22 protein-coding genes and 1 pseudogene are annotated in these 26,502 nt (G+C 73.2%); 12 read left to right on the top strand and 11 right to left on the bottom strand.

The annotated features are described in order from the left end of the window. The first annotated feature begins 60 nt into the window (after positions 1-60). Entirely contained in the window at positions 61-855 is a 795-nt protein-coding gene (locus DI272_RS40955) for a polyprenol monophosphomannose synthase (protein WP_109500217.1), read from the top strand. An 81-nt stretch (positions 856-936) separates the two neighbouring features. Next, positions 937-1,491: an FxsA family membrane protein gene (gene fxsA, locus DI272_RS40960; protein ID WP_109500218.1), complete on the top strand. Its 555-nt coding sequence runs from the start codon at positions 937-939 to the stop codon at positions 1,489-1,491. A 214-nt stretch (positions 1,492-1,705) separates the two neighbouring features. Here the strand turns inward: fxsA and DI272_RS40965 are convergent, their stop codons facing one another. The 4 genes from DI272_RS40965 to DI272_RS40980 form a co-directional block, all read right to left on the bottom strand. Beyond that, on the bottom strand, positions 1,706-2,080 hold the full coding sequence (locus tag DI272_RS40965; RefSeq protein ID WP_003977404.1) for an RNA polymerase-binding protein RbpA: 375 nt from the start codon (positions 2,078-2,080) through the stop codon (positions 1,706-1,708). Positions 2,081-2,335: 255 nt separating this feature from the next. Further along, positions 2,336-3,670 carry an MFS transporter gene (locus DI272_RS40970; protein WP_109500219.1) on the bottom strand — a complete coding sequence of 445 codons (1,335 nt, stop codon included), beginning with the start codon at positions 3,668-3,670 and terminating at the stop codon, positions 2,336-2,338. 54 nt (positions 3,671-3,724) lie between these two features. After that, the gene (locus tag DI272_RS40975; protein WP_109500220.1) at positions 3,725-4,492 is read right to left on the bottom strand and encodes a glycerophosphodiester phosphodiesterase; all 768 of its coding nucleotides are present in this window, start codon (positions 4,490-4,492) and stop codon (positions 3,725-3,727) included. Next, on the bottom strand, positions 4,489-5,142 hold the full coding sequence (locus DI272_RS40980; protein ID WP_109500221.1) for a YitT family protein: 654 nt from the start codon (positions 5,140-5,142) through the stop codon (positions 4,489-4,491). The genes DI272_RS40975 and DI272_RS40980 overlap by 4 nt, the downstream gene beginning before the upstream one ends. Positions 5,143-5,241: 99 nt before the next feature. Between DI272_RS40980 and DI272_RS40985 the strand changes: the two genes are divergently transcribed. Next, the gene (locus tag DI272_RS40985) at positions 5,242-6,741 is read left to right on the top strand and encodes a PLP-dependent aminotransferase family protein (RefSeq protein WP_109500222.1); all 1,500 of its coding nucleotides are present in this window, start codon (positions 5,242-5,244) and stop codon (positions 6,739-6,741) included. Between the two features lie 82 nt (positions 6,742-6,823). On the opposite strand, the gene DI272_RS40990 is transcribed toward DI272_RS40985, so the two are convergent. Beyond that, positions 6,824-8,392, bottom strand: coding sequence for an ABC transporter ATP-binding protein (locus DI272_RS40990; protein WP_109500223.1), 1,569 nt, complete (start codon positions 8,390-8,392; stop codon positions 6,824-6,826). A 64-nt stretch (positions 8,393-8,456) separates the two neighbouring features. Then, positions 8,457-8,651 carry a hypothetical protein gene (locus DI272_RS40995; RefSeq protein ID WP_059196315.1) on the bottom strand — a complete coding sequence of 65 codons (195 nt, stop codon included), beginning with the start codon at positions 8,649-8,651 and terminating at the stop codon, positions 8,457-8,459. Between the two features lie 260 nt (positions 8,652-8,911). Between DI272_RS40995 and DI272_RS41000 the strand changes: the two genes are divergently transcribed. The 5 genes and pseudogenes from DI272_RS41000 to DI272_RS45780 all read left to right on the top strand — a co-directional run. Next, a complete protein-coding gene (locus DI272_RS41000) occupies positions 8,912-9,304 on the top strand; it encodes an ankyrin repeat domain-containing protein (protein ID WP_109500224.1) in 393 nt (130 codons plus the stop codon). Positions 9,305-9,605: 301 nt separating this feature from the next. Further along, a complete protein-coding gene (locus DI272_RS41010) occupies positions 9,606-11,027 on the top strand; it encodes a hypothetical protein (RefSeq protein ID WP_109500225.1) in 1,422 nt (473 codons plus the stop codon). 158 nt (positions 11,028-11,185) lie between these two features. Next, positions 11,186-12,313, top strand: coding sequence for a glycosyltransferase family 1 protein (locus DI272_RS41015; protein WP_109500226.1), 1,128 nt, complete (start codon positions 11,186-11,188; stop codon positions 12,311-12,313). Positions 12,314-12,501: 188 nt separating this feature from the next. After that, entirely contained in the window at positions 12,502-13,707 is a 1,206-nt protein-coding gene (locus DI272_RS41020) for a glycosyltransferase (RefSeq protein ID WP_258314819.1), read from the top strand. Beyond that, positions 13,676-13,771, top strand: a pseudogene (locus DI272_RS45780) (SGNH/GDSL hydrolase family protein); the annotation flags it as partial. The gene DI272_RS41020 and the pseudogene DI272_RS45780, both read left to right, overlap by 32 nt. Before the next feature lie 114 nt (positions 13,772-13,885). Here DI272_RS45780 and DI272_RS41030 read toward each other — a convergent pair. The 5 genes from DI272_RS41030 to DI272_RS41050 all read right to left on the bottom strand — a co-directional run bounded on the left by DI272_RS41030 (position 13,886) and on the right by DI272_RS41050 (position 18,388). Then, a complete protein-coding gene (locus DI272_RS41030; protein WP_109500227.1) occupies positions 13,886-14,755 on the bottom strand; it encodes a biotin-dependent carboxyltransferase family protein in 870 nt (289 codons plus the stop codon). Beyond that, positions 14,752-15,384 carry a 5-oxoprolinase subunit PxpB gene (gene pxpB, locus DI272_RS41035; RefSeq protein ID WP_109500228.1) on the bottom strand — a complete coding sequence of 211 codons (633 nt, stop codon included), beginning with the start codon at positions 15,382-15,384 and terminating at the stop codon, positions 14,752-14,754. The genes DI272_RS41030 and pxpB overlap by 4 nt, the downstream gene beginning before the upstream one ends. Beyond that, positions 15,381-16,139: a LamB/YcsF family protein gene (locus DI272_RS41040; RefSeq protein WP_109500229.1), complete on the bottom strand. Its 759-nt coding sequence runs from the start codon at positions 16,137-16,139 to the stop codon at positions 15,381-15,383. The genes pxpB and DI272_RS41040 overlap by 4 nt, the downstream gene beginning before the upstream one ends. Positions 16,140-16,274: 135 nt before the next feature. Beyond that, positions 16,275-17,096 (bottom strand): putative hydro-lyase, encoded by an 822-nt coding sequence (locus DI272_RS41045; protein WP_109500230.1) that lies wholly within the window; start codon positions 17,094-17,096, stop codon positions 16,275-16,277. Next, positions 17,093-18,388 carry an MFS transporter gene (locus DI272_RS41050; RefSeq protein ID WP_109500231.1) on the bottom strand — a complete coding sequence of 432 codons (1,296 nt, stop codon included), beginning with the start codon at positions 18,386-18,388 and terminating at the stop codon, positions 17,093-17,095. Before DI272_RS41050 ends, DI272_RS41045 begins: the two co-directional genes overlap by 4 nt. A gap of 136 nt (positions 18,389-18,524) precedes the next feature. Between DI272_RS41050 and DI272_RS41055 the strand changes: the two genes are divergently transcribed. From DI272_RS41055 to DI272_RS41070, 4 genes are all read left to right on the top strand, one after another. After that, a complete protein-coding gene (locus tag DI272_RS41055; protein WP_109500232.1) occupies positions 18,525-19,220 on the top strand; it encodes a GntR family transcriptional regulator in 696 nt (231 codons plus the stop codon). 81 nt (positions 19,221-19,301) lie between these two features. Next, positions 19,302-20,828: a hypothetical protein gene (locus DI272_RS41060; RefSeq protein ID WP_109500233.1), complete on the top strand. Its 1,527-nt coding sequence runs from the start codon at positions 19,302-19,304 to the stop codon at positions 20,826-20,828. A gap of 82 nt (positions 20,829-20,910) precedes the next feature. Then, complete coding sequence (locus DI272_RS41065) at positions 20,911-21,801, top strand: hypothetical protein (protein WP_109500234.1); 891 nt, start codon at positions 20,911-20,913, stop codon at positions 21,799-21,801. A gap of 37 nt (positions 21,802-21,838) precedes the next feature. Further along, a complete protein-coding gene (locus DI272_RS41070) occupies positions 21,839-26,494 on the top strand; it encodes a hypothetical protein (protein WP_109500235.1) in 4,656 nt (1,551 codons plus the stop codon). The last annotated feature ends 8 nt before the right edge of the window (positions 26,495-26,502 follow it).

A 26,502-nucleotide genomic window follows, 5' to 3' on the forward strand; every position in this document is an offset into this window, starting at 1 on the left:
ACGTCGTCGCACCCGTCGCCCACTATGGTGGACGCCTGCGTACAGACTGAAGGGGCAGTAGTGAACGACGGCGACGGGACCTTCGCGGGACAGGGCCAGGGGAGGCAGTTCGGCCCGCTCGGGACGGCCTTGGTGATCATCCCGACCTACAACGAGGCGGAGAACATCAAGAAGATCGTCGGCCGGGTCCGCAAGGCGGTCCCCGACGCGCACATCCTCGTCGCCGACGACAACAGCCCGGACGGCACCGGCAAGCTCGCCGACGAGCTGGCCGCCTCCGACGACCATGTGCAGGTCCTGCACCGCAAGGGCAAGGAGGGCCTCGGCGCCGCCTACCTCGCGGGCTTCCGCTGGGGCCTGGACAACGGCTACGGCGTCCTGGTCGAGATGGACGCCGACGGTTCTCACCAGCCCGAGGAACTGCCCCGGCTGCTGACCGCCCTCAAGGGCGCCGACCTGGTCCTGGGCTCGCGCTGGGTGCCCGGCGGGCGGGTCGTGAACTGGCCCAAGTCCCGCGAGTTCATCTCCCGCGGCGGCAGCCTCTACTCGCGCGTCCTGCTCGACGTCCCGATCCGCGACGTCACCGGCGGCTACCGGGCCTTCCGCCGCGAGACCCTGGAGGGCCTCGGCCTCGACGAGGTCGCCTCCCAGGGCTACTGCTTCCAGGTCGACCTGGCCCGCCGCGCGGTCAAGGCCGGCTACCACGTGGTCGAGGTGCCCATCACCTTCGTCGAGCGCGAACTCGGCGACTCCAAGATGAGCCGCGACATCCTCGTGGAAGCTCTGTGGCGGGTCACGACGTGGGGTGTGGGGGAGCGGGCCGACAAGGTGCTGGGCCGCCACAAGAAGCCCTGACCGCTGACGCCGTACGGGCTCACGGGCCCCGTTGATCGTCCCCTTATCCCGTGCTGAGCCCGGCCCAGGCACACTGGACGCATGACGACTGGCGCCCCGCCCCCCATGCATCCGTCCCGGCCCCGGCGCTCCCGGCTGCGCACCTTCCTGCCGCTGGGGATCGCGGCGTGGCTGGTGCTGGAGATCTGGCTGCTGACCGTGGTCGCCGGCGCCGCCGGCGGGTTCACGGTGTTCCTGTTGCTGCTCGCCGGGTTCGTGCTCGGCGGGGTGGTCATCAAGCGGGCGGGCCGCCGCGCCTTCCAGAACCTCAACCAGGCGCTCCAGCGCGGCACGGCCCCGTCCGGGGGCGGGGGCAACGGCCTGATGATGCTGGGCGGCCTGCTCCTCATGATCCCGGGCCTGGTCTCGGACGTGATCGGCCTGGCGCTGCTGATCCCGCCGGTCCAGAAGGCCCTCAGCCGCTTCACGGAGCGCACGGTCGAGCGCAGGCTGCGCGAGGCCGCCCCGGGCACCCTGGGCGACGCCTTCCAGCAGGCCCGGATGCACCGCCCCGACGGCAAGGTGGTCCAGGGCGAGGTCATCCGCGACGAACCGGCGGACACGCCGCAGGAGCCGCGGCGCCCTCTGACGGGCTGAGGTGTCCGGTGTCGCTGCCCGGCCCGTCCGGCGTCCGAGGACGGGGCCTTTCGGGCCGATGGCGATGGGGGCTGGGGCGCAGCCCCCGGGGGTACAGGGCCGCCGCCCGGAAGTCGGCCGCAACGCAAACGACCGCGGGCGCCGTACGCACACTTCACGTACGGCGCCCGCGGTTTTTTACGTGCGCTGTGTTCCCGCTCAGGCCCCGAAGGGACTACGCGGACTTACGGCTGTCCCGGGGGTGAACCGCGATGTTCATCGCCCCCGAACGGAGAACCGCCAGACGCTCCTCGAGGACCTCTTCGAGTTCCTCGCGGGTGCGCCGCTCCATCAGCATGTCCCAATGCGTACGCGCGGGCTTGGCCTTCTTCTCTTCAGGGCCGTCGCCGTCAACGAGGAGTGCCTGGGCCCCGCAGACCTTGCACTCCCACTCCGGCGGGATCTCCGCCTCGACCGAGAAGGGCATCTCAAAACGATGTCCCTTCTCGCATGCGTACTCCACGGCCTGGCGCGGGGCCAGGTCGATGCCGCGGTCCGTCTCGTAGCTGGTCACCACGAGGCGCGTGCCGCGAAGAGCTCGCTCACTCATGAATCGTGCCTCCCGGGCTTGTCGCCCACAGGACAGGTGTCGCTGTCGTCGTCATCCGGTCAACGTCCGGTCGGCGGTAAAGATTCCCGTTCCGGGTCATGCGTCGCCGTCGTAGCCGCCCCTTGTTGTACCCACCGGCGCCCGGTTTGTCACATCTGCTAGCAGATGTCACCCAGCGTTTCGGCATCTTTGACGCGCAGTAACGGTACGCCAGGCAGGCCAAACGCGTACACTACCGCCCTTTCGCGTCGAACGCTAAATCTTCCCCGGAACGGGATTGCCCGCGTCGCGGATCGCCTGCCGTACCGGAACCCGGGCGAGCAGGACGAACCCGAGCGCGAAGAAGACCACCAGGGAGATGATCGCGTCCCGGTAGCTCCCGGTCAGCTGGTACGTGATCCCGAACAGCAGCGGGCCCAGCCAGCTCATGCCCCGGTCGCTCATCTCGTACGCCGAGAAGTATTCGGCCTCCTTGCCGGGCGGCACGAGATGGGAGAACAGGGAGCGCGACAGGGCCTGGCTGCCGCCGAGGACCAGGCCGATCCCGGCGGCCAGCACGAAGAACCACACCGGCGCCCCGGCGGGCAGGAAGTACCCGGCCGCCAGGGTCGCCGTCCACGCCACCAGCGAGCCGAGGATCGTCCGCTTGGCGCCGTAGATCCGGGCCAGCCGGCCCATGCCGAGCGCGCCCGCCACCGCCAGCACCTGGACCAGCAGTACCGCCCCGATGAGCGTCGACTGACCGAGGTCCAGCTCCTCGGAGCCGTAGACGGACGCCTGCGAGATGACGGTCTGGATGCCGTCGTTGTAGACGAGGTACGCCAGCAGGAAGGCGAGCGTCAGCGGGTGGCGGCGCATGTCGCGGACGGTGGCCGCCAGCTGCCCGAAGCCCGGGGCCGTCGCCTCCTTCGCGGGGGCCCGGCGGTCGCGCAGCCGTCGGAGCGGTACGAGGGTGAAGGCGCCCCACCACAGGCCCGCGGAGGCCAGACAGATCCGGACGGCCATGCCCTCCGACAGGCCGAAGGAGTCGTGGGCGGTGTAGAGGACCAGGTTGACGACCAGGACGAGGGAGCCCGCCATGTAGCCGAAGGCCCACCCGCGGGAGGAGACCGCGTCGCGCTCCTCGGGCGGGGCGATCTGCGGGAGGTAGGAGTTGTAGAGCATCGTCCCGACGGCCGACGCCGCGTTCGCGACGATCAGCAGGAGGCCGCCGAGGAGATAGCGGTCGCCGCCGAGGAAGAACATCGCCGTCGTCGCCGCGGCCCCGGTGTAGGCGGCCGCCGCCAGCAGGGGCTTCTTGCGGCCCGTGCGGTCGGCCGCGGCACCCACGAGCGGCATCACCAGCACCGCCACGATCACCGACAGGGACACCGAGTACGCGAAGAAGGACCCGGCGCGCACCGGGATGCCCAGCGGGTGGACGAAGCCGTCCGCGTCGGCGGCGTCCTCCGCCACCGAGGTCAGATAGGGGCCGAGGAACACGGTGAGCACGCTCGTCGAGTAGACGGAGCACGCCCAGTCGTAGAAGTACCAGCCGCGCTGCTCGCGCCGCCGGTCGGCGGCCTCCGCCACCAAGGTGTCCGCGCCCATCCCGCCCCTTGTTGATCCCGCGCGCGGGTGGCGGTCCAGGGCGGGGAAGGTCGCTCAGACCCAGACGCCGCGGTCCTCCATGACCTTGCGCAACGTGTCGATGTGATCGGTCATGATGCCATCGACGCCCAGGTCCAGAAGACGGTGCATGCGATCGGGATCGTTGATGGTCCACACGTGCACCTGAAGCCCGCGCGCGTGGGCGGCGCGCACGAAGCGGTGGTCGACGACCTGGATGCCCGACTGGGCCTCCGGCACCTGGGCGGCGACCGCGGATCGGCGCAGCGCGGCCGGTACGCCCCAGGAGCGCAGCCGCAGGTTGAGGACGCCCCGTGTGCCGTACGAGGTGGCCAGGCGCGGGCCGGCCAGCCGCTGGGCGCGCACGACCCGGGCCTCGGAGAACGAGCCGACGCAGATCCGGTCCCAGGTGTCGGTCCGCTCGACCAGGTCGAGGAAGGGGTGCAGCGCCGACTCCGCCTTCAGGTCCACGTTCCAGCGCGCGTCCGGGAAGGTCTCCAGGAGCTCCTCGAACAGCGGCACCGGCTCCCTGCCCGCCACGCGCGCGTGGCTCACGTCCGCCCAGGGCTGGTCGGCGATCCGGCCCTGGCCGTCCGTGACCCGGTCCAGGGTCGCGTCGTGGAAGGCGACGAGCTTGCCGTCGGCGGTGGCGTGGACGTCGGTCTCCAGATACCGGTAGCCCGTCTCCACCGCCCGCCGGAACTGCGGCAGCGTGTTCTCCAGACCGTCCGCCGCTCCGCCCCGGTGGGCGAAGGGGATCGGGCCGGGATGGTCGAGGTAGGGGTGGCGTATCCGGGTGCTCACCGACGCAGTATCGCCCGCCGGGGTTGCCCGGCGGCAACGACCGTGCTGCCGTCCGATGCCGAAGGGGCGTCGAACACCCGCAGGAAGAGCTGGGCCAGCGGGCCGATGGACAGCGCGTAGAGCACGGTCCCGACGCCGATCGTGCCGCCGAGCAGGAAGCCGGTCACGACGACGGTGATCTCGACGGCCGTGCGCATGAGGCGGATCGAGCGGCCCGTGCGCCGGTGGAGACCGGTCATCAGGCCGTCCCTGGGACCGGGGCCGAAGCGGGCGGCGATGTACAGGCCCGTGGCCGCGCCGTTGAGCACGATGCCGAGCGCGAGGAGAGGGACGCGCACGGCCAGGGTGTGCGCCGCGGGCACCACGGCGAGCGTGCCGTCCATCGCGAGGCCGACCACGAAGACATTGGAGACGGTGCCGAGGCCGGGGCGCTGGCGCAGCGGGATCCACAGGAGCAGCACGGCTGCGCCCACGATGATCGACACGACACCGATCGTCAGGCCGGTCAGCTCGGCGAGGCCCTGGTGCAGCACGTTCCACGGCTCCAGGCCGAGGCCCGCCTGGACGAGCAGCCCGGAACTCGCCCCGTACAGCGCGAGACCGACATAGAGCTGGATCAGCCGTCGCCCGAGACGGCGATTCGTGGTCAAAGGGTCCCCCCGATGGTGGTTGTGGCCTGCTTCGTGTCACTCTGTGGCTTGGGTGGAAACATCATCCATGGCCAATTCGGGGAAGGTGGACTGATTTCCATGGCGCAGTGGACCTCGGCGGTGGGGCCGGCGCAGCTCGCCCGGCTGCTCAACTCCCAGCAGGACCGTCCGGCCGGCCCGGGGACGCGCCGCCCGCCCGCCTATCGCGCGCTCGCCGACGGCATCCGGCTGCTGGTCCTGGAAGGCCGTGTCCCGGTGGCCGCCCGGCTGCCCGCCGAACGCGAACTGGCGCTGTCCCTGTCCGTCAGTCGTACGACGGTGGCGGCGGCCTACGAGGCGCTGCGCACCGAGGGATTCCTGGAGTCGCGGCGCGGCGCGGGGAGCTGGACGGCGGTTCCGGCCGGGAACCCGCTCCCCGCGCGCGGCCTCGAACCGCTGCCGCCCGAGGCCCTGGGCTCGATGATCGACCTCGGCTGCGCGGCCCTGCCCGCCCCCGAGCCGTGGCTGACCCGCGCGGTGCAGGGCGCCCTGGAGGAGCTGCCGCCGTACGCCCACACGCACGGCGACTATCCCGCCGGGCTGCCCGCGCTGCGCTCGATGATCGCCGAGCGGTACACCGTGCGGGGCATCCCGACCATGCCCGAGCAGATCATGGTGACGACCGGCGCGATGGGCGCCATCGACGCCATCTGCCACCTCTTCGGGGGGCGGGGCGAACGCATCGCCGTCGAGTCGCCGTCGTACGCCAACATCCTGCAGCTGATGCGCGAGGCGGGGGCGCGGCTGGTGCCGGTCGCGATGGCCGACGGGCTGAGCGGCTGGGACATGGACCGGTGGCGGCAGGTGCTGCGGGACGCGGCGCCCCGGATCGCCTACGTCGTCGCCGACTTCCACAACCCCACCGGCGCGCTCGCCGCCGACGACCAGCGGCGGCAGCTGGTGGAGGCGGCGCGGTCGGCGGGCACCGTCCTGGTGGCCGACGAGACGATGTCGGAGCTGTGGCTGGACGAGGACGTGGAGATGCCGCGGCCCGTCTGCGGATTCGACCCCGCCGGGTCCACGGTGATCACCGTCGGCTCGGCCAGCAAGGCGTTCTGGGCGGGGATGCGGATCGGGTGGGTACGGGCGGCGCCGGACGTCATCCGCAGTCTCGTCGCCGCACGGGCCTACGCCGATCTGGGGACCCCTGTGCTGGAGCAGCTGGCCGTGAACTGGCTGTTCAGCACGGGAGGGTGGGAGCAGGCCGTGGACATGCGGCGGGTGCAGGGGCGGGAGAACCGGGACGCCCTGGTGGCGGCGGTGCGTCGGGAGCTGCCGACATGGGAGTTCGAGGTGCCGCGGGGTGGGCTGACGCTGTGGGTGAAGGCGGGCGGCTTGTCCGGCTCGCGGCTGGCCGAGGCGGGGGAGCGGGTCGGGGTACGGGTCCCGTCCGGGCCGCGCTTCGGCGTCGACGGGGCCTTCGAGGGGTATGTGCGGCTGCCGTTCACCGTGGGGGGTGCGGTGGCGGACGAGGCCGCGGCGAGGCTGGCGGCGGCGGCGCGGATTGTGGAAAGCGGCGGGACAGGGGGAGGAGAAGCGCCGCGTACGTTTGTCGCGTAACGGCGCCGGTAGCTCCCTGGGGGCGCGGGGAACTGCGCGACCGGCCACCACTGGCCCGCAGCCGCACGACCGCCCGCGCCACCTACGGCGCCTCTGCGACCACAACCTCCGCTTCCGTCGGAATCTGCTCTGCTTCCACGGGAGTGGTCCGCGGCGGCAGCAGCGCCAGCACCGCCTGCCGGTCCGCGTCGCTCGTCGCGTCGTCGTACGGATCCGGCGTCGACGGCACCTGAAGGCGATGGACCGGACCCGCGCCCAGGCGGGCGTACCCGCGGCCCGGCGGGACGTCCGCGACCGGAGTGGTGTGCGGCGGAGTGCCCAGGACCGCCTCCAATTGACCCGGCGTCGCCGGGCCGAGGACGACACGCGCGCGCGTGTGCTGCCGTACCGCGTCGCTCAGCGCGTCCGCGCTGTCGAACTGATCGGTCACGACCACCGTGACGTTCGCCGCACGGCCGTGCCGCAGCGGGACCTGGAGGAGGGACTGCGGGTCGCGGTGGCCGTCGGCCGCGGCCAGGTGGGTGAAGGCGCTCGGGCGGTCCAGGAGGATCCACAGGGGGCGCCGGGTGTCGTCCGGCGGCGGGTGGCCCGCCTGGCGGGCCCGGTTCATGGCGATCAGGCGCCGCTCCGTCTCGGTGGCGGCCCATTCGAGGCTCGCCAGGGCGCCGGTGAGCCCGCACTCGACGGCCAGGACGCCGTCCCGGCCGGTGAGACAGGCGTACTCGCCGGTGCCGCCGCCGTCGACGATGACGACGTCGCCTTGGGGGAGCGCCTGGAGGGCGATGGAGCGCAGCAGCGTCGAGGTGCCGCTGCCCGGCTGGCCCATGACCAGCAGGTGGGGTTCGGTGGAGCGGACGCCGGTGCGCCAGACGACGGGGGGTACGTCGCGCTGTTCCGCCCCGTGGGTGAGGGGCAGGGTGCGCTGGACCTCGGTGGGGTCGGTGAAGCCGAGGACCGTTTCGCCCGGAGCCGTGACGAATCGCTGGGCGGCGATGTCGGTGGGCAGCGGGGGCAGGACGGTGACGGAGAGCTGGTTGCCCTCCTCGTCCCAGGCGAAGCGGTATTCACGGCCGCGGCCCGACTTGGCGTGCAGCAACTGCTCGATCCGCGCGCGTGAGTCGGCCTCGCCGTCCGTGAAGTAGGCGGGGTAGCGGATCACGAGCTGGGTGACGCGGCTCGTCTCGTCGAACTCGTACTGCGGGAAGGCCTTCTCCCATTCCCCGCCGTGGGCGTAGAGCGGAGCCGGGTCCTCGGCGGTGGAGAAGTACGGCACCAGCGCCTCGTAGAGGGACTTCAGCCGCTGGGTCTGCGACTCGTCCGGGCCTTCCGGCGCGGGCGGGGTGCGGTCCCTGCCCTGCCATGCTGCCGCCGCCATCAGGATGATGACGGCGAGCAGCGGACCGTACGGCACGAGGGCCACGACCAGGACCACCGACGCCACCAGGAAAAGCAGCGGCCCGCGCTTGTCCTTGGGGGTGTCGGCCCACTTGCGCCGCCCGGCCGAGGCCAGCCGGCGCAGTCCGCGGGTGATCGTGATCAGCGGGTGGAGGACGTCGGTGGCGCTGTCGGCCGCCGTCCGGGCCAGCTCCCGGCTCCGGGCGATCTGCGCGCTGCCTGTGCTCAGGATGCGGGGGAGGGGGCGCCGGGCCACTGCAGTCTCCTGAAAGTGCGTACGGAAGGGAGGGACGCCTGGGGATGGGGCGTCGGGTGGAGCGTCAGAACTTGATGCCGCCGAGCAGGCTCGCCAGGCTCTCTCCGCCGGCTCTGATGCTCGGAGCGATGGCGGTGCTCGCGAGGTAGAAGCCGAAGAGGGCGGCGACGAAGGCGTGCGACGCCTTGAGTCCGTCCTTGCGGAAGAAGAGGAAGACGATGATGCCGAGCAGGACCACGCCTGAGATGGACAGGATCATTTGAGGTCTCCTGGTTCGGGGGGACAGTCACCATGAGTACTTCCAGGCTCACAGGATGTATCCATACGATAAAAGGTGCAACTGGGTGAATTTCTGGATGTTTCACCCGTCTGACGGGGGTGGCTTGGGCCGGATGAGCAGGGGACTTGCGTCCGACCGGGTCAGTGGTGATCTTTACCTCCGGCACATCGGGTCATGTGCCGCGCGAGCCAGTACCCTGGCGATTCACCTGAACGGTTGTATGAGAGGCGGTCCAACCGATGACTGAAGCCCCCGACCCCGAGGTCGTGGAGCTGGCGACCAAGATCTTCGATCTGGCCCGCAGGGGGCAGACCGAGGCGCTGGTGTCGTACGTCGACGCGGGTGTTCCGGCCAACCTCACCAACGACCGCGGTGACTCCCTCGTGATGCTCGCCGCCTATCACGGCCATGCCGACGCGGTGCGCGCGCTGCTCGCGCGCGGGGCCGCGGCCGACGAGGTCAACGACCGAGGCCAGACCCCGCTCGCCGGGGCGGTCTTCAAGGGGGAGACGGAAGTGATCAAGGCACTTCTGGAGGGTGGTGCCGATCCGGCCGCGGGGACCCCGTCGGCCGTCGACACCGCTCGGATGTTCGGCAAGGCCGAACTCCTCGAATTGTTCGGCGCACACTGATCCGAACGTTCTGACCAGCGAAAACACGGAAAACGGGGGAGGCGGTACAGGGCCGCCGAAATTTCGGTCGCGGCAGATGGAAGTGCCGAGTCATCATGACGTCGTGATTCACGGACGCGATGGCTGGGCAGGTGTTGCCGCACCGCGCGGGCCGTGATGCGGTCCGCATGGGCCACCGACGAGAGGCAGAGGAAAATGGTCTACAGCAAGCAGGAAACGGCGGGCGCCCCGACGTGTTGTCACGCGGCCAGGTGAAGCAAGAACCCCGGTTGCGTCGACGCTTGATGTGAGGCTGTTTCCCATGTTCGAACCGGTCATAGCGCCCAGCGGTACGTTGCTCGGCCTGCTCCAGCGGGGTCGCGGCGACGGCACACTGCACGCGCTCACCGCCCCGCGCGCCGAGGCGCTCGCGGCCCTGAACCACTGTGTGCTGCGGGATCCCCGCCACGACTGGCAGGTGGAGAACCGCTCCCTCTACTACGCCCGGCTCTACCTCGACCTCAACGGCGAGCTGGACCGCATCGAGGCCCACCTCTTCGACGTCGAGGACCACCTCGACGAGGAGGAGTCCCGGACCGGCCTGGCCCTTGCCGTCCTCGGGCACCTCGCCTCCTACGGCAGGCGGGACGCGCTCGAACTGCTGCGCAGGTACGCCGCCACGGGCTCCAACTGGGCCTGGGCCCTGGACGAGCTGGCCCTGCGGGACGACGACGCCGGGCTGCGCGCCCTCGCCGCCCCCGTACTGGCCCGTTTCGCCACCGACGCCGAGGGCGAGGCCGAGCTGGCCGCCACCGTGCGCGACGCCTTCGAACCCCGGCCCTGGCGGCTGTGGGCCGAGGATCCGCGCGAATCGATCGCCACGCGCGTGCGTGCCGCTCAGGAGGCGGGCTGTTTCGACCGCTGGCAGCGGCAGATGCGACCTACCGGGCCCCGTCCGGGGTGGAGCGTGCGGGCGGTCTTCGAATGGGCCGAGCAGGGCGTCGAACGCGGTGCCGCGCTCCATGTGCCCGCCGCCCGCTGCCTCATGGCGGTCGCCGGACCCGAGGACCGGGCCGAGATCGTCGCCGCGGCCAAGGACGGCACCGAGGGAGCCCGCTGCACCGCGCTGCGCTACCTCGCCGACGGCAATGATCCCGACGCCCTCGATCTGATCGAGCGGGCCGTGGTCACCGGAACGGCGCCGGTCGTCGAGGCCGCCGTCGACGCCTTCGAACGCATGCGCAGCATCGCCGCCGTGGACCGTGCCCGCGGCTGGGCCCACCGGCCCGATCCGCTGGGCGCCGCCGCCGGACGCATGCTCGCCTGCCGCGGCGGGATCGAGGACAAGGACTTGGTCCTCGCCGCCCTGCGCGAGGCCGTACGGGGCGAGGGGCCGGACGCACCGACCCTGTGGACCCTCGTGGACGGCACCGGACGGCTCGGCATCGCCTGCGCCGCCCCCGTCCTGCGCCACATCTACCGCGAGACGGCCTCGTCCCATCTGCGCGGCCGGGCCGCCCGGGCCCTCGCCGCCACCGACCCCTCCTTCGCCACCGGATTCGCCGTCGAGTGCCTCTGGGACTGCGAGGAGACCACCCGCGAGATCGCCGCCCGGCACGCCGAGACCGGCGATGCCCGCGTCGTCGAACAGCTCCGCCGCCTCGCCGCCGACCCGGCCGAGGAAGCCGAGGTCCAGACCGCCGTACGCAGCCGTATCGGCCCCCCGGAAGCCACCGCCATGTGAGGGCGCGCCCTCAGGGTGAACTCGGGACGACCCGCGGGTCAGGCGCGGATGGACGCGGCCTGACCTGCGCGGGTGTGCGACGGAACGCTCACGCGACGTTCCTCGTCCGGAAAGATCGACGTTGACGCGTTCACGTCCGGTGCGGCGACAACACCGGTATGCGTGTCGTCATCGTGACCGAATCCTTTCCCCCCGATGTGAACGGCGTGGCTCACTGCGCGCTCCAGACCGCCCGGCACCTCGTGGATCGCGGTCATTCCCCGCTCGTCGTCGCGCCGGCCACCGCGGCCGGCACCGGGCCCGACGCCCTCGCGCCGTGCCCCGTCGTCCGTGTCCCCTCCCTCCCCCTCCCGGGCTACCCCCAGGTCAGGGTCGCCCTCCCCAGCCGGCGCGTCGCCGCGGCCATCGCCGCGCACCGCGCCGACCTCGTCCACCTGGCCAGCCCCTTCGTCCTCGGCGTCCGCGGCATGGCCGCCGCCGCCCGGCTCGGCATCCCCGCCGTCGCCGTCTACCAGACCGACCTCGCCGGATACGCCCGCACCTACGTCCACGCGGGCGAGGCCGCCGCGTGGCGCCGCATACGCTCCGTCCACGCCGCCGCCGACCTCACCCTCGCCCCGTCCAGCGCCGCCCTGCACGACCTGGAGTCCCATGGCGTGCCCCGGGTGCGGCTGTGGCCGCGCGGCGTGGACACGGCCCGCTTCCGCCCTTCGCTGCGCGACGAGGCACTGCGCCGCGAAATCGCCCCCGACGGCGAGCTGATCGTCGGCTACGTCGGGCGGCTCGCACCCGAGAAGCAGGTCGAGCTGCTGGCGGGCGTGTGCGGCCTCGAGGGCGTCCGCGTGGTCGTGGTGGGCGACGGTCCGAGCCGGCCCGCGCTGACCGAGACCCTGCCGGGCGCGGTCTTCCTGGGACCTCGTACGGGCGACGAACTGGCACGGATCTTCGCCTCCTTCGACGTCTTCGCGCACACCGGCCCCTTCGAGACCTTCTGCCAGACCGTGCAGGAGGCCATGGCCAGCGGGGTGCCCGTGGTCGCGCCCGCCGCGGGCGGCCCGCTGGACCTCGTCGCCCACGGACGCACCGGCCTGCTGGTGCCTCCGCGCGACGCGGCGGCCGTACGGGACGCCGTGTGGACCCTGGCCGCCGATCCCGGGCTGCGGGCCGCGTACGGCGCCGCGGGCCGGTCGACGGTCGAGGGACGCACCTGGACCGCCGTTGGCGACCAGCTGCTCGGTCATTACGCGGGTGTACTGGCCGCGCGGAGGCCGGCGGTGGCGGCGTGAGCGGGGCGCGGGCCGAGGGGGCGGCTGGGGTGCGGTCGCCGCGGGGTGAGGGGGCGGCTGGGGTGTGGCCGCCGCCGGGGGAGGGCGATGGCGTGCGGCCGTTGCCGGTCGATGGCGGTGGTGGTGTGCGGTCGCTGGGATGCGATGGCGGTGATGGTGTGCGTTCGTCGAATTTGGGTGGTGACGGTGTGCGGTCGCTGCGGATTGTTCGGCTTGCGAACTTCGTCGCGCCCGCCTCGGGTGGTCTGCGGACCGCGCTGCGCGAGCTCGGCAAGGGATACAGGACCGCCGGGCACGAGCCCGTGCTCATCGTGCCCGGTGAGCGGGTGACGGACGCGGAGACGGAGCAGGGCCGGGTGATCACCCTGCCCGGGCCGCTGCTGCCGGGCACCGGCGGCTACCGCGTGCTCGCCGACCGACGGCGGGTGGCCCGGCTCCTGGAGGCCCTCGCCCCCGACCGGCTGGAGGTCTCCGACCGTACGACGCTCCGGTGGACCGGCAGGTGGGCACGACGGGCGCGGGTGCCCGCCGTGATGGTCTCCCACGAGACCGCCGACGGTGTCCTGCGCACCTGGGGCGTGCCGGAGGGCGCGGCCCGGCGCGCCGCGGACGCGCTCAACATCCGTACGGCGCACACCTACGCGCGCGTGGTGTGCACCACCGAGTTCGCCGAGCGGGAGTTCGTACGGATCGGCGCGCGCAATGTCGTACGGGCGCCCCTCGGCGTCGATCTGTCCGAACGGCACCCCGCCCTGCGCGACGCGCGGCTGCGCGGCGTCTACGCGCGCGTGGACGAGACGCTGCTGGTGGCATGCACCCGGCTGTCGGTGGAGAAGCGGCCCGGCACCGCGCTGGACGCCCTGGAGGCGCTCGTACGGCGTGGCCGGCGGACGGTGCTGGTGGTCGCCGGGGACGGACCGTTGCGGCCGCGGCTCGAACAGCGCGCGCGGGAGAGCGGGTTGCCGGTCGTCTTCCTCGGCCACGTCACCGACCGCGGGCTGCTGGGCGCCCTCCAGGCGTCCGCCGACGTGTGCCTGGCCCCCGGGCCCGCCGAGACGTTCGGTCTTGCCGCGCTGGAGGCGATGGCCTGCGGCACGCCCGTCGTGGTCAGCGCCTCGTCCGCGCTGCCCGAGGTGATCGGGGCGGCGGGAGCGGTCGCGGCGGATCACGGGGAAGCTTTTGCGGATGCCGTGGAGATGCTGCTGGAGCGTCCCTTCGACGAGCGTCGGGGCGCCGCACGCGCGCGTGCGGAGTGTTTCGGGTGGGGGGCGGCTGTCGAGGCGTTCCTTGCCGCGCATGACGCCACGCCGGTGGGGGTGCGGGGAGGGCGTGAGGCGGCAGTCCACCTCACGGCGGTCCGCGATGAGACCTCTGCGGTTCGTCGCCCTCGGTGACTCGCGGACCGAGGGCGTGGGCGACCCCGTCGGGGACGGTGGGCGGGGGTGGGCCGCGCTGCTCCAACGACACTGCGTTGGCCGCGTTGTCGGCGGACGTCGCTTGAGGCACCGACGAGTCCGGACGTCGGCTGCGGGCGCGGGGCTGGTCCGACAGTGCCCCGCGCCCGTGCGCGGGTCAGCGCCGGCGTACCTCCAGGAAGCGCACCGGGGTGCCTGGTGCCGCTTGGGCGGCCGCGGGGAGGTCCGCCGGGCGGACCACCGCTATCACCGGGTACCCGCCCGTGGTCGGATGGTCGGCCAGGAACACCACCGGGCGGCCGTCCGGCGGCACCTGAACGGCGCCCAGCACCATGCCCTCGCTGGGGAGTTCGCCGGGGACGGCCCGGTCGAGGGCCGGGCCCTCCGTGCGGAGCCCGATGCGGTTGCTCGAGGGCGACACCCGGTAGCTGCGGGACGTGAAGGCCCGTACCGCCTCCGGCGTGAACCAGTCGTCGCGCGGGCCGAGCGTCACGCGCAGGACGAGTTCCGCCGGGGGCGCGGGCTGCGGGGCGACGTCCACGCGCGCGTGCAGGTCCGTCGGGCTGCCCAGGGGCAGGACGGCGCCGTCCGTGAGCGGGGCCGGGCCCAGGCCGGAGAGCAGGTCCGTGGAGCGGCTGCCGAGCACCGGCTCGACGGCGATGCCGCCGGACACCGCCACATAGGAGCGCAGTCCGGACGTGGCCGGGCCGACGTCCAGGAGGGCGCCCGCCGGTACCCGCACCGGCGCGCCCCAGGCGACCGGGCGCCCGTCCACGCGGACCGGACAGGGGGCGCCGCCGACGGCCATGGTGACCGTCGAACGCGGCCGTACGGCACAGCCGTTGAGAGTGGTCTCCAGAACGGCCGCCTCGGCCGGATTGCCGGCCAGCCGGTTGACGAGGGCCGCCGCGGGACCGTCCAGCGCCCCCGAGCGGGGTACGCCCAGGTGGGCGTGGCCGGGACGGCCCAGGTCCTGCACGGTGGTGAGCGCTCCGGCGCGTACGACGGCGAGCGCGCGGTCCGTCACGCCTCCACCACCCCTGGCGGCCCCACCGGTACGAACCTCACGCGCGTGCCCGGCGACAGCAGTGCGGCCGGAACGCGCGCGTGGTCCCACAGGACGGCCTCCGTGGTGCCGATCAGCTGCCAGCCGCCGGGCGAGGAGCGCGGGTACACGCCCGTGTAGGAGCCCGCCAGCGCCACCGCCCCGGCGGGCACGGTCGTGCGCGGAGTCGCCCGGCGTGGGACGTCGTACCGCTCCGGCAGGCCGGTCAGGTAGCCGAAGCCGGGGGCGAACCCGCAGAAGGCGACGGTGAACTCGGTGGCCGCGTGGACGCGGGCCACCTCGTGCGGGGCGACGCCCCAGTGCGCGGCCACGTCGGCCAGATCCGGGCCGTCGTAGCGCACGGGGAGTTCGACGACGGCACGCGCGGGTGAGCGAGCGGGCGGTACGTCGGCGGCGGTCAGCTCGGCGGCGAGGCGGGCCGGGTCGGTGAGGCCGTCGAGCAGGACCGTGCGGGCCGCGGGGACGATCTCGCGGACGGCCAGGGAGCCCTCCGTGCGGCGGCGCAGCAGCTCCGCGTGCAGCGCCTGGGCCTCCTCGCCCGAGCCGACCTCCACCAGGAGTGCCCCGTCGCCGACGGGCAGCGCCCTCATGCGAAGGCCTCCACGCGGACCCCCGACGCGGTCAGCCGCTCCCGCACCCGGCGGGCCAGCTCCACCGCGCCCGGCGTGTCGCCGTGCAGGCACAGCGAGCGCGCCCGGACCTCGACGCGGGCACCGGAGTGCGAGGTGACCGCGCCGTCACGGGCCAGGCCCACCGAGCGCGCCACCACCGCCTCCGGATCGGTCACCACCGCGCCCTGCTCACCGCGCGGCACCAGCGTGCCCTCCGCGGTGTACGCGCGGTCCGCGAAGGCCTCCGCGACGGTCGGCAGGCCGGCCTTGCCCGCCAGCTCCAGCAGGCGGGAGCCGGGCAGGCCGAGCACGGGCAGGGAGCCGTCCGCGAGGAGCACACCGTCGACGACCGCGGCGGCCTGCTCCTCGTCGTGCACGACGCGGTTGTAGAGCGCGCCGTGCGGCTTGACGTACGACACGCGCGTGCCGGCCGCCCGCGCGAAGACCTCCAGGGCGCCGATCTGGTAGGCCACCTCGGCCGCCAGCTCGGCGGACGGCACGTCCATCGCGCGCCGCCCGAACCCGGCCAGGTCCCGGTAGGAGACCTGCGCCCCGATCCGTACGCCGCGCTCGGCCGCCTGCTCGCACACCCGCCGCATGGTGGCCGCGTCGCCGGCGTGGAAGCCGCAGGCCACGTTGGCACTGGTGACGACGGACAGCAGCTCTTCGTCGTCGGTCAGCCGCCAGCGGCCGAAGCCCTCGCCGAGGTCGGCGTTCAGATCGATCGAGGTCATGGAACTTCCGGATCTCCTTCTGGGCTCTGTTCCTGCTGTGGTCACTGCTCTCACTGCTCTTGCTGCTCTGACCGGTCTTGCCGCTCTGACTGTTCTTGCTGCTCTGACCGTTCTTGCTGTTCTGGACGTCGTTGCTCACGCCACGCGGTACTGCTGGTCGCGGGCGTCGGTGAGGAACATCTGTCCGGGCGCGTGCGTGATGGCGAAGGGCGGGCGCGAGGCTGTCACCGCCGCCTGCGGGGTCACTCCGCACGCCCAGAACACCGGGATGTCGTCCGGCTCGACGTCCATCGGGTCCCCGAAGTCGGGGCGTGCGAGGTCGCCGATGCCGAGGGCCGACGGGTCCCCGCAGTGCACGGGGCCGCCGTGCACGCCCGGGAGCAGACTGCTCTCCCGGATCGCGGCGGACAGGTGCCGCGGCGGTACCGGTCGCATCGACACCACCATGGGGCCGCGCAGCCGTCCCGCCGGCCGGCACTGCCAACTGGTCTCGTACATCGGGACGTTGCGCCCCTGCTCCAGGTGCCGCAACGGCACGCCCGCCTCGGTGAGTGCCCACTCGAAGGTGAAGCTGCATCCGATCAGGAACGACACCAGATCGTCGCGCCAGTGCGCCCGCACGTCCGTCGGCTCGGCCACGAGTTCGCCGTCCTGCCACACCCGGTAGCGCGGCAGGTCGGTGCGCAGGTCGGCGCCGGGCGCGAGGACCGTCGTGGGGGAACCCGCGTCGGTGACGTCGAGCACCGGGCACGGCTTCGGGTTGCGCTGGCAGAACAGGAGCATGTCGTACGCCCAGTCCACGGGCACCGAGATCAGGTTGGTCTGGGTGTGGCCCGCGGCGACCCCGGCGGTGGGGCCCGTGAGGCCGGCCCGGAAGCGGGTGCGGGCCGCGGCCGGGCTCCACGCGTGCGCGTGCTCGTCGACAAGGGGCACAGGGCGGTCTTGTGTACGGTTCACGCGAGTTCCTTCCCGCGGGTCTCCGGCAGCCCGAGCAGCGCCAGTGCGGCGAGCGCGTAGCCGAGGGCGCCGAAGACCAGCGCGCCGCCCACACCCCAGCCGTCGGCCAGGAAACCGACCGTGGTGGGGAAGACGGCGCCCACGGCCCGCCCGGCGTTGTACGTGAAGCCCTGTCCCGTGCCGCGCACCGCCGTCGGGTACAGCTCGGCCAGGAAGGACCCGAAGCCGCTGAAGATGGCCGACATGCAGAAGCCGAGCGGGAAGCCGAGCACGAGGAGCAGGGTGTCGGCGCCGCTGGGGATGTTGGCGTACGCCAGGATGCAGACCGCCGACAGCAGGGCGAAGAGCCAGATGTTGCGTCGGCGGCCCAACCGGTCGGTGAGGTAACCGCCGGTCAGGTAGCCGAGGAACGCGCCGGAGATCAGGAAGGTCAGATAGCCGCCGGTGCCGACGACCGACAGCCCGCGGTCGCTCTTCAGATACGTCGGGACCCAGGTGGCGAGCGTGTAGTAGCCGCCCTGGACGCCGGTCGACAGCAGCCCCGCGAAGATCGTCGTACGCAGCAGTCCCGGCTTGAAGATCGCCGTGAACGGGGTCCGGCCGCCGCTCTTCTCCCGTGCCGCCACCGCCTCGGGCGCGTCCTGCACCCTGCGGCGCAACCAAACGACGAGCAGCGCGGGCAGCGCGCCTGTCCAGAACATCACGCGCCAGGCCAGGTCGTCGTCGAGGAACGAGAAGACCAGCGTGTAGACGACCGCCGCCAGCGCCCAGCCCACGGCCCACGAGCTCTGGATCGCGCCGAGGGTGCGGCCCCGGTGCCTGGCGCTCGCGTACTCGGCTACCAGGATCGCCCCAACCGCCCACTCACCGCCGAAGCCGAGCCCCTGGAGGGCACGGAAGACCAGCAGCGACTCGAAGTTGGGCGCGAAGCCGCAGGCCACGGTGAAGACCGCGTAGGTGACCACCGTGATCATCAGGGCCCGGACCCGCCCGGCCCGGTCGGCCAGCACCCCCGCGAGGGCGCCGCCGACTCCGGAGGCGAGCAGCGTGACGGTGGTGAACAGCCCGGTCTGGCCGCTGTCCAGGCCGAAGTACGCGGCCAGCGCGACCATGCTCAGCGGGAGCGTGAAGTAGTCGTACGAGTCGAGGGCATAGCCGCCGAACGCGCCGGCGAAGGCGCGCCGACCCCGCGGCCCGAGAGCGCGGAACCAGCCCAACGCCCCGTCTTCGGCGGGGCGTTGGGTCGTGGTGGGGTGAGCGGCCAGGGTCCGTGGGGGAGGAGTCGTGCTCATGTGCACCTCGCAGTGGGAGGACGAAGGGTGCGGGAGTGAGCCGTGCGGTGTGATGTCGTAGCAAGGTAGAGGATCGTTGAACGATCCTTCAATACCCCCGTTGTTTCGTTCTCGTGTCTGCGATTGAATTCCGGGCATGGCAGAGCAGCTGAGCGGACTGGCCGACGATCGCGCCCTCCTGGGGCGCACCAGCACGGCGGAGCGGGTCTCGGACATCCTCAGAAGCCGCATCGCCGAGGGGTTCTTCCCGCCCGGTACCCGGTTGTCGGAGGACAGCATCGGCGGCGCCCTGGGCGTGTCCCGCAACACCCTGCGCGAGTCGTTCCGCCTGCTCACCCACGAACGCCTGCTCGTCCACGAGCTGAACCGGGGGGTGTTCGTGCGCGTCCTGACGGTGGAGGACGTGGAGGACATCTACCGCACCCGGCACCTCGTGGAGTGCGCCGTCGTACGCGGGCTCGGCGAGCCGCCGTACGCCCTCGACGGTCCCGCGGAAGCCGTCGAGGAGGGCCTGCGGGCGGTGCGCGAAGGTGACTGGAAAGGGCTGGGTACTGCCAACATCCACTTCCACCGGGAACTGGTCGCGCTGGCGGGCAGTGAGCGCACCGACGAACTCATGCGCAGCGTCTTCGCCGAGCTGCGGCTCGCTTTCCACGTCGTGGACGACCCTCGACGGCTGCACGAGCCGTACCTCGCCCGCAACCAGGAGATCCTGCGGGCCCTGGAGGCGGGCGACAAGGCCGCGGCCGAGAAGGTGCTCGCGGTCTATCTGGAGGACTCGCTGAAGCGGGTGGTGGAGGTGTACCGGCGCAGGGTGGGCGAGGACGGATAGCGTCCTGATCGGGCCGGTGGCCCCGGGGTCTGTTCTGCGTCGTTTTAGTCGTTGTCAGACCGAGGACCTAGTCTGTGCACCGTGACTTCGCCTGCAACGACGGACAGCGTTCCGCCCCAGCTCAGCGCAGCGTCCCGCCCCGCTCCGGGGCCGGCCGCCGACGAGGGACTGGCGCGGCGGCTGCGCGCGCTCGCGTGCACCGCGCCGCTGCACGACCTGGATGCGCGCAAGGCGAATCTCGCCGGTGAGTACTCGGTGTACGGCATGGCGGAGGTCGCCCTCGCCGCCATCGACCTCGTCACGCTGAACATGGACTTCGACACGGGCGCCGACCACGACCAGATCGTCGCCCGCCTCATCCCGCGCATCGCCGCCCAGGCCCCTCAGCGTCCCGTCGCCGAGCACGAGCGGGTGGCCCGCTGGGTCCTGGAGAACCTGATCAACGTCGGCAGCGTCGACCGCGGCTTCCGGGCGGTGTACGGCACGTTCGCGCCGGACGGCACCTATGTGCGCCGCGACTACGACTTCAAGCTGATCGAGGAGGTCCCCGGCCCCGGCGGCTCGGTGTACCTCCGTACGACGGACGAGGCGGTCAACGTCCTCGTGGGTGCCCTCGACACCGACGTCACCAGCGCCCAGATCGCCGCCGAGGTCAAGCTGGAGGTGCTGATCAGCCGCGGTCGCCTCGCCGACGCGCAGCTCGCCGCCGAGCAGGCTCGGTACCGGACCGTGCAGTACTCGGAGACGCTGCGCCGGGCCCTCGACGCCACGCGGCGCAATGTCCGCGCGGTGGACTGGCTGAACGCCGTCCCGGACATGATCACCGAGGCGCTCGACCACGTGGCGGACCGCTACCGCCACGAGAACGCGATCCTCACCAACATCCGCAAGGCCCGCGACGAGTCCGAGGACCCGGAGCAGAAGCGGCGGGCCGCCGAGCTGGTCGACATCGTCAAGGACTGCATCCGGCGCCACACCCAGCTCCAGTCCCGCCTGCTGGAGGCCGGCCCGCTGTTCCGCGCGGAGCAGGACCGGCAGGCCTTCGCGGCGCCGCTGACGACGTCGGGGACAGACCTCTACGGGCACCTGGTCTCGCCCCTGCTGCCGCTACCCATGGAGCAGGCGGTCAAGGTGACCGACGCGTTCTTCGCGCGCGGGACCGGCCTGCGCACCCCGGTGGCCGTGCGGGTGGGCGACCTCGTCGACATACTGCTGACCCCGCCGGTGGAGCGGGAGCACCTCGGCGCGGAGATGCCGGAGCCGGACCTCATCGCCACGCCGGACGACAGCCGGTTCAGCGAGGAGCAGCTGGCGGCGGCCATGGAGCTGCTGGACCTGCCGGCCGACGCGCCCCGCCGGCTGTCCGGGCTGCTCGCCGAGGCCCGGCGACAGGACCCCGAGCTGCCGTACCTCGTCGCCTTGTTGGCCGTGCACGCGGCCAGCCCGGCGGTGGGCACCGCCTACCGGCAGGGCGAGGAGAAGCTGCTGTTCGCCGTGGACGACGGCACCGAGCTGGACGATCCCGAGTTCGGCGGCGCCGACCTGATCGTGGGGACGGCGCTGCTGGACGCGGCCGGGATGGCGGCGGACCGGACGGAGGCGGCATGAGCCGAGGAACCGTCGAGCAAGGTGCTGCGGCCCGCGAACAGGGGACCGCGGCGCGAGGAATCGTGGAACAAGGAGTCCGACCGTGACCGAGCACGTCGAGTGGAGTGAGCCGGAAGCCGGGCCCGCGCCGGCCTCCGCCGCCGTCACCCCCGCCGACGCCGCCGACGCGGCGCGGCTCGTCGCCTTCGGACTCCAGCCCAAACTGCAGCCCGCGCGCGACCAGGAGTACACCGAACTGCTGCGGCGCTACCGGGAGGACGGCGCGTTCGCGCGGCTCGCCGACGCCGTGGCCGCCGGGCTCGGCCTGGTCGTGCTGGAGGTGTCCCCGCGCGCGGGCATGGCCGTGACCGCCGCCGAGGACTCCGTGTTCGCCGTGCGGATGGGCGACTACGCGCGCCGGACGTCGGCCGACGGCAGCGACCGGTTCCTGCACGGCCTGGCCCATCTCGCCGTCGCCGCCCTGGCGTTCCCGCGGCCCGAGGACCTCGCCGACGACGGCTACATCGGACGCGTCAGCGTCAACGGCGTCGACGCCTTCGTCCGGCAGGCCTGCCGGCGCCTGGAGGAGCGCGCCGAGGAGATCGGCGAGAACACCGACCCCGCCACCGAGGCACCCGGCCTGGAGGCCGCCTGGCGGATCTGGACGAGACGCAGCGCCACCGGCGCCACCAAGGACGCGCGCCGCCTCGCCGGGTCGACCACCGGCATCGTCGGCAAGGCCGTCGCCTTCCTCACCGACTCCGGGTTCCTCCAGCGCACCGGCGACGACAACGGCGGTACGTACCGCACCACGGCCCGCTACCAGCTCCAGGTGCGCGACATGGCCGGCAGCGCGGCGATGGCCGAGCTGCTGGAGCTGGGCGTCGTCCCGGTCACCGACGGCACACCGACCCTGCTGCCCGCCGAGAACAGCGAGGACCTGGAGCTGGTGGCCGACGCCGGACTGCCGTTCCACGCTCCTGCCCAGTCCTGAACTCCCCCCACCTGTCGAAGACTTACGAGAGTCCGCCATGTACGAGCTGTCCCGGGTCCGCCTCTACTCCATCGGTCCCGCCGGTGCGCGCTACGCCGACACCGTGCTTGACCTGCGGGGCGTGGGCGACGTCGTGCCCGACCCTGCGCCCACCCAGGCGGAGTTCTTCGAGGAGGAGCCGGCCGGCCCGCCGCGCCGCCCGGCACCCGCCGGTGTGCTCTTCCTGGAGAACGGCGGCGGCAAGTCCGTGCTGCTGAAGCTGATCTTCTCGGTGATGCTGCCGGGCCACCGCAACACCCTGGGTGGCGCCAGCTCCGGCGTGCTGCGGAAATTCCTCCTCGCCGACGACTGCGGCCATGTCGCCCTGGAGTGGCAGCACACGCTGACCGGCGAGTGCGTCGTGGTCGGCAAGGTCAGCGAGTGGCGCGGACGGCAGGTCTCCAACGACCCGCGGAAGTTCGCCGAGGCCTGGTACTCCTTCCGGCCCGGCCCCGGGCTGTCGCTGGACAACCTGCCCGTCGCCGAGTCCACGGCCGTACGCCCGCCCGTCGAGGGCGCGTCCGGCGCGCAGGGCCGCCGGCGCACCATGAAGGGCTTCCGGGACGCCATCACCGAGGCGGGCAAGGCGTATCCGCACCTGGAAGTGCACTGGGAGGAGATCCACGACCGCTGGATCGAACACCTCGGTGACCTCGGACTCGACCCCGAACTCTTCCGTTACCAGCGGGAGATGAACGCCGACGAGGGTGAGGCCGCCGGCCTCTTCGCGGTCAAGAAGGACTCCGACTTCACCGACCTGCTGCTGCGGGCCGTCACCGACACCCGGGACACCGACGGGCTCGCCGACCTGGTCAGCGGCTTCGGCAACAAGCTGGGCCGCCGCGCCGAGCTGATCGCCGAACGGGACTTCACCGCCGGGTCGGTCGACCTGCTCGGCCGGATCGTCGAGGCCGCCGAAACGCGCGCACGCGCGCGTGACATCCACGCCGGAGCCGAACGCCGTACGCGCACGCTCGCGCGCCGGCTCTCCGCGCGCGGCGCCCAGGAGCGGGTGCGAGCCGCCGACCTCGCCCAGCGGGTCACCGCAGCTGCCTACGCCGTCACGCACTCCGAGGACGCCCGTGAGCGCAGCGCACTCATCGCCGCCGAACTCGCCTATCGGCACGCTTCGTTGGCGCTCGCCGGAGCCGAGAAGTCCGCCGCCGCGCAGAAGCGCGAGCTCGCCGACGCCCGCACCCTGCACTCCGCCTGGCAGGCCGCGGAGGCGGTACTGCGCCACCGCGCCGCCGCCGACCGCGTCGCGCGGGTGTCCGCCGCGATCCAGGAGGCCGAGCGGGACGCGGCCCCCGCACTGGCCGCCCGCGCCAAGGCCGCCGTCGACCTCGTACGGGCTCTGCACGCGGCAGCGGAGAGCGCCGAGACCCTCGCCAACGAGGAGGAGGAGCGCTCCGCCGCCCTCCAGGAGGTCGGCGAGTCCGCGCACCGGGACTCCACCGCCGCCGCCACCGAGGCTCAGCGTGCCCGCAGTGAGGCCGGTCACCTGCGGCAACGCCTCAGCGAGGTCGAGCAGGAGACCGCCGAGGCCGTCCGCGCCGGCTGGCTGGACGACAGCGCGCCCGACGCCGACCCCGCCCGCGCGGCCCTCGCGGCCAGCGACGCGGAGAAAACGGCGGTGGCCGCGTGGGACACCGCGCGGGAGGCGGCTCGCCGGGCCACCGAGCACGCGCGCGAGGCGGGCGCCGCGGAGTCGCGGGCCGAGCTGACGGCAGCCCGCGCGGCCGACGCCGCTGCCGCGGCCGAGCGCTCCTACGACGCGGAGCGACGCCTCGCCGAGGCCCTGGCGGCCGAGCCGCGACTGGCCGAACTGCTGGGCCTGACAGGTGCGTCCGGCGCGGGGCGCGCGGGAGTGCCGGTGCCCAGGGCGGGCACCGACGGCCCCCCGAAGGGCGGCTCGGCGGAACCGGGCGACGCCGAGGACACGCTGACCCCCGAGGACCTGGATCGCTTCGCCGACGAACTGCGCGAGCTGCTCGACGACGCCGTCTCCTCCGCCGAACGCCAGCTCTTCGAACTGCGCACCGCCGCCGCCGACGACTCGCGCATCCTCGGCGCCCTTGGTGACGGCGGGCTGCTGCCGCCCGGTCCGGACGTTCTGGCGACCGTGGAGTTCCTCGGTGAGCACGGCATCCCGGCGCTGCCCGGTTGGCGCTATCTCGCCCAGGCCGTCGACCCCGCCGACCACGCGCGCGTGCTGGCCGCACGGCCCGAGCTGGTCGACGGCGTGATCATCACCGACCCGGACACCCACGCGCGGGCCCGCGAGGCGCTGAGCGAGGCGGCCCTCCTGCCACGGTCCGCGGTCGCCGTCGGCACGGCCGCCGCCCTCCTCGCCCCGACCCCGGCCGCCGACGCGGGAGACCAGGGCGTCTTCCTCGTCCCGCCGAACCCCGCCATGCACGACGAGCACGCCGCCGACGAGGAGCGGCAGGCCCTGCGCGCGCGGGCCACCGAGCGCGACGAGGAGATCCGATCCCTCGCGGCCCGGCTCGGCAAGGACCGTGAGCTGGCGGCGCGGCTCGCCTCCTGGCGCACCGGCTGCCCGGCGGGCCGGCTCGTCGAACTCGCGCAGGCCGCCCAGGAGGCACGCGCGTTCGCCGAGGAGTCCGAGGCCGAACTGGCCGAGGCGCGGACCGTGCGGGCCGAGGCCGACGAGGCCGCCGCCGAGGCCACGCAGGTGCGCGACGAACGGCAGGAGGCCGCGCAGAAGGCGCGGCGGGCCGCCGACGCCCTCGCCGGGCTCGCCTTCCGGCTGCGCGAGCGCGCCGGCTGGCAGGCCAAGCTCCGTGAACTGGCCGACGAGGCCGCCGAGTCGGAAGCCCGCGCCCAGGCCTGTCTGGAGCGGGCCCGCGCCGCCGACGAGGACCGCCGTGCCGCCCAGCGGGCCGCCGACGACGCCCGCCGCACCGCGCGTGCGCTGCGCGCCGAGCGCTCCGAGATCGCCGGCGCCCCCGACGACGTACCGGACGGCGACCCTGAGGCGCCGAAGGCGTCCCTGCCCGCGCTCCGTGAGGCCTACCGGGCCGCCTCCCAGGTGTACGAGAAGGTCGGCGTCGGCGCCGATCTGCGTGCCGAGCAGGCCCGGGCGGAGAGCGACGAGAGCGCGGCCCTGGCCGAACTGGACCGGCTGAGCAACAAGGTCCGCACGCGCGCGGAAACGCTGCTCCAGTCGCCCGACGGCTCCGACGGGCCGTCCCGGCAGGCCGCGGCGGCCCGGGCGGAGGAGTTGGTACAGCTCCTGGAGACGCGGATGTCCAGCGCGAGCGAACAACTCGGCCGACTGCGCGGTGAGGCCGAGCGACACGCCCCCGAGGACGGCACGGCCCACACCGAGCTGGCCGAGGAGCTCCAGCCGCGCGACGCCGAGCACGCGCAGGCGCTGCTGCGCACGGCGACCGCCGAGCTGGCCTCCCGCACCGAGTCGCTGACGCAGGCCCGGGAGGCGCACGCCGAGCTGCTGGAAGCCCACCGGGCGGCCGAGGACGCGGCCGGCGGCTTCGACGAGATCGCCGCGATGCTCCGCGATCTGCTGCGCGAACACGTCTCGGAGGACGAGCAGGAGGACACCGAGGCCTACCCGGGCAGCCCCGAGGAGGCCCGGCAGTCCGCCGCCGAGGCCCGCCGGTCGCTGCGCGGCTGCGCCGCCGACCTGTCCGCCGCCGAGGCGGCCGTGCGCGAGGCGAGCGACGTCCTCGTCCGGCACGCCAACTCCACCCGCTACGAGCAGGTCCGCACCCCCGCCCGTCAGCAGATCCGCGAGCTGCCCGCCTCCGCGCTGCCGGAGCACGCGCAGAAGTGGGCCGACGCCTTCGCGCCACGACTCCGCGTCCTCACGGACGAGTTGGCGCAGCTGGAGCGGAACCGGGACTCGATCGTGGACCGGCTGCGCGGGCTCGTGGAGTCGGCGCTCGCCACCCTGAGGTCCGCCCAGCGGCTGTCCCGGCTGCCCGAGGGGCTCGGCGAGTGGTCCGGGCAGGAGTTCCTGCGCATCCGCTTCGAGGAGCCCGACCAGGCGACGCTGACCGAGCGGCTGGGCGAGGTCATCGACGAGGCGACGCGTGCGGCGGTGAAGAAGAACTCCGACCTGCGGCGGGACGGCATGTCCCTGCTGCTGAGGGGCGTCGCCGCAGCACTCCAGCCCAAGGGTGTCGCCGTGGAGATCCTCAAGCCGGACGCGGTGCTGCGCGCCGAGCGGGTGCCGGTCGGGCAGATGGGCGACGTCTTCTCGGGCGGGCAGCTGCTCACCGCGGCCATCGCCCTGTACTGCACGATGGCCGCGCTGCGCTCCAACGACCGGGGCCGCGACAAACACCGGCATGCGGGCACGCTGTTCCTCGACAACCCCATCGGGCGCGCCAACGCCACGTACCTGCTCGAACTCCAGCGGGCCGTCTCGGACGCCCTGGGTGTCCAACTCCTTTACACCACGGGCCTGTTCGACACGACGGCCCTCGCGGAGTTTCCCCTGGTCATCCGGCTGCGCAACGACGCTGACCTGAGGGCCGGCCTGAAGTACATCAGCGTGGAGGAACACCTTCGTCCGGGGCTCCCGCAGCAGCCGCAGGCGCAGGAGGCGGTGCACAGTGAGATCACGGCGACGCGGATGTTCAAACGGCCGGCGCCGAGCGCGTCGTAACAGCGGCT

This window comes from Streptomyces sp. Act143 (genome assembly GCF_003143935.1).
Taxonomy (GTDB): Bacteria; Actinomycetota; Actinomycetes; order Streptomycetales; family Streptomycetaceae; genus Streptomyces.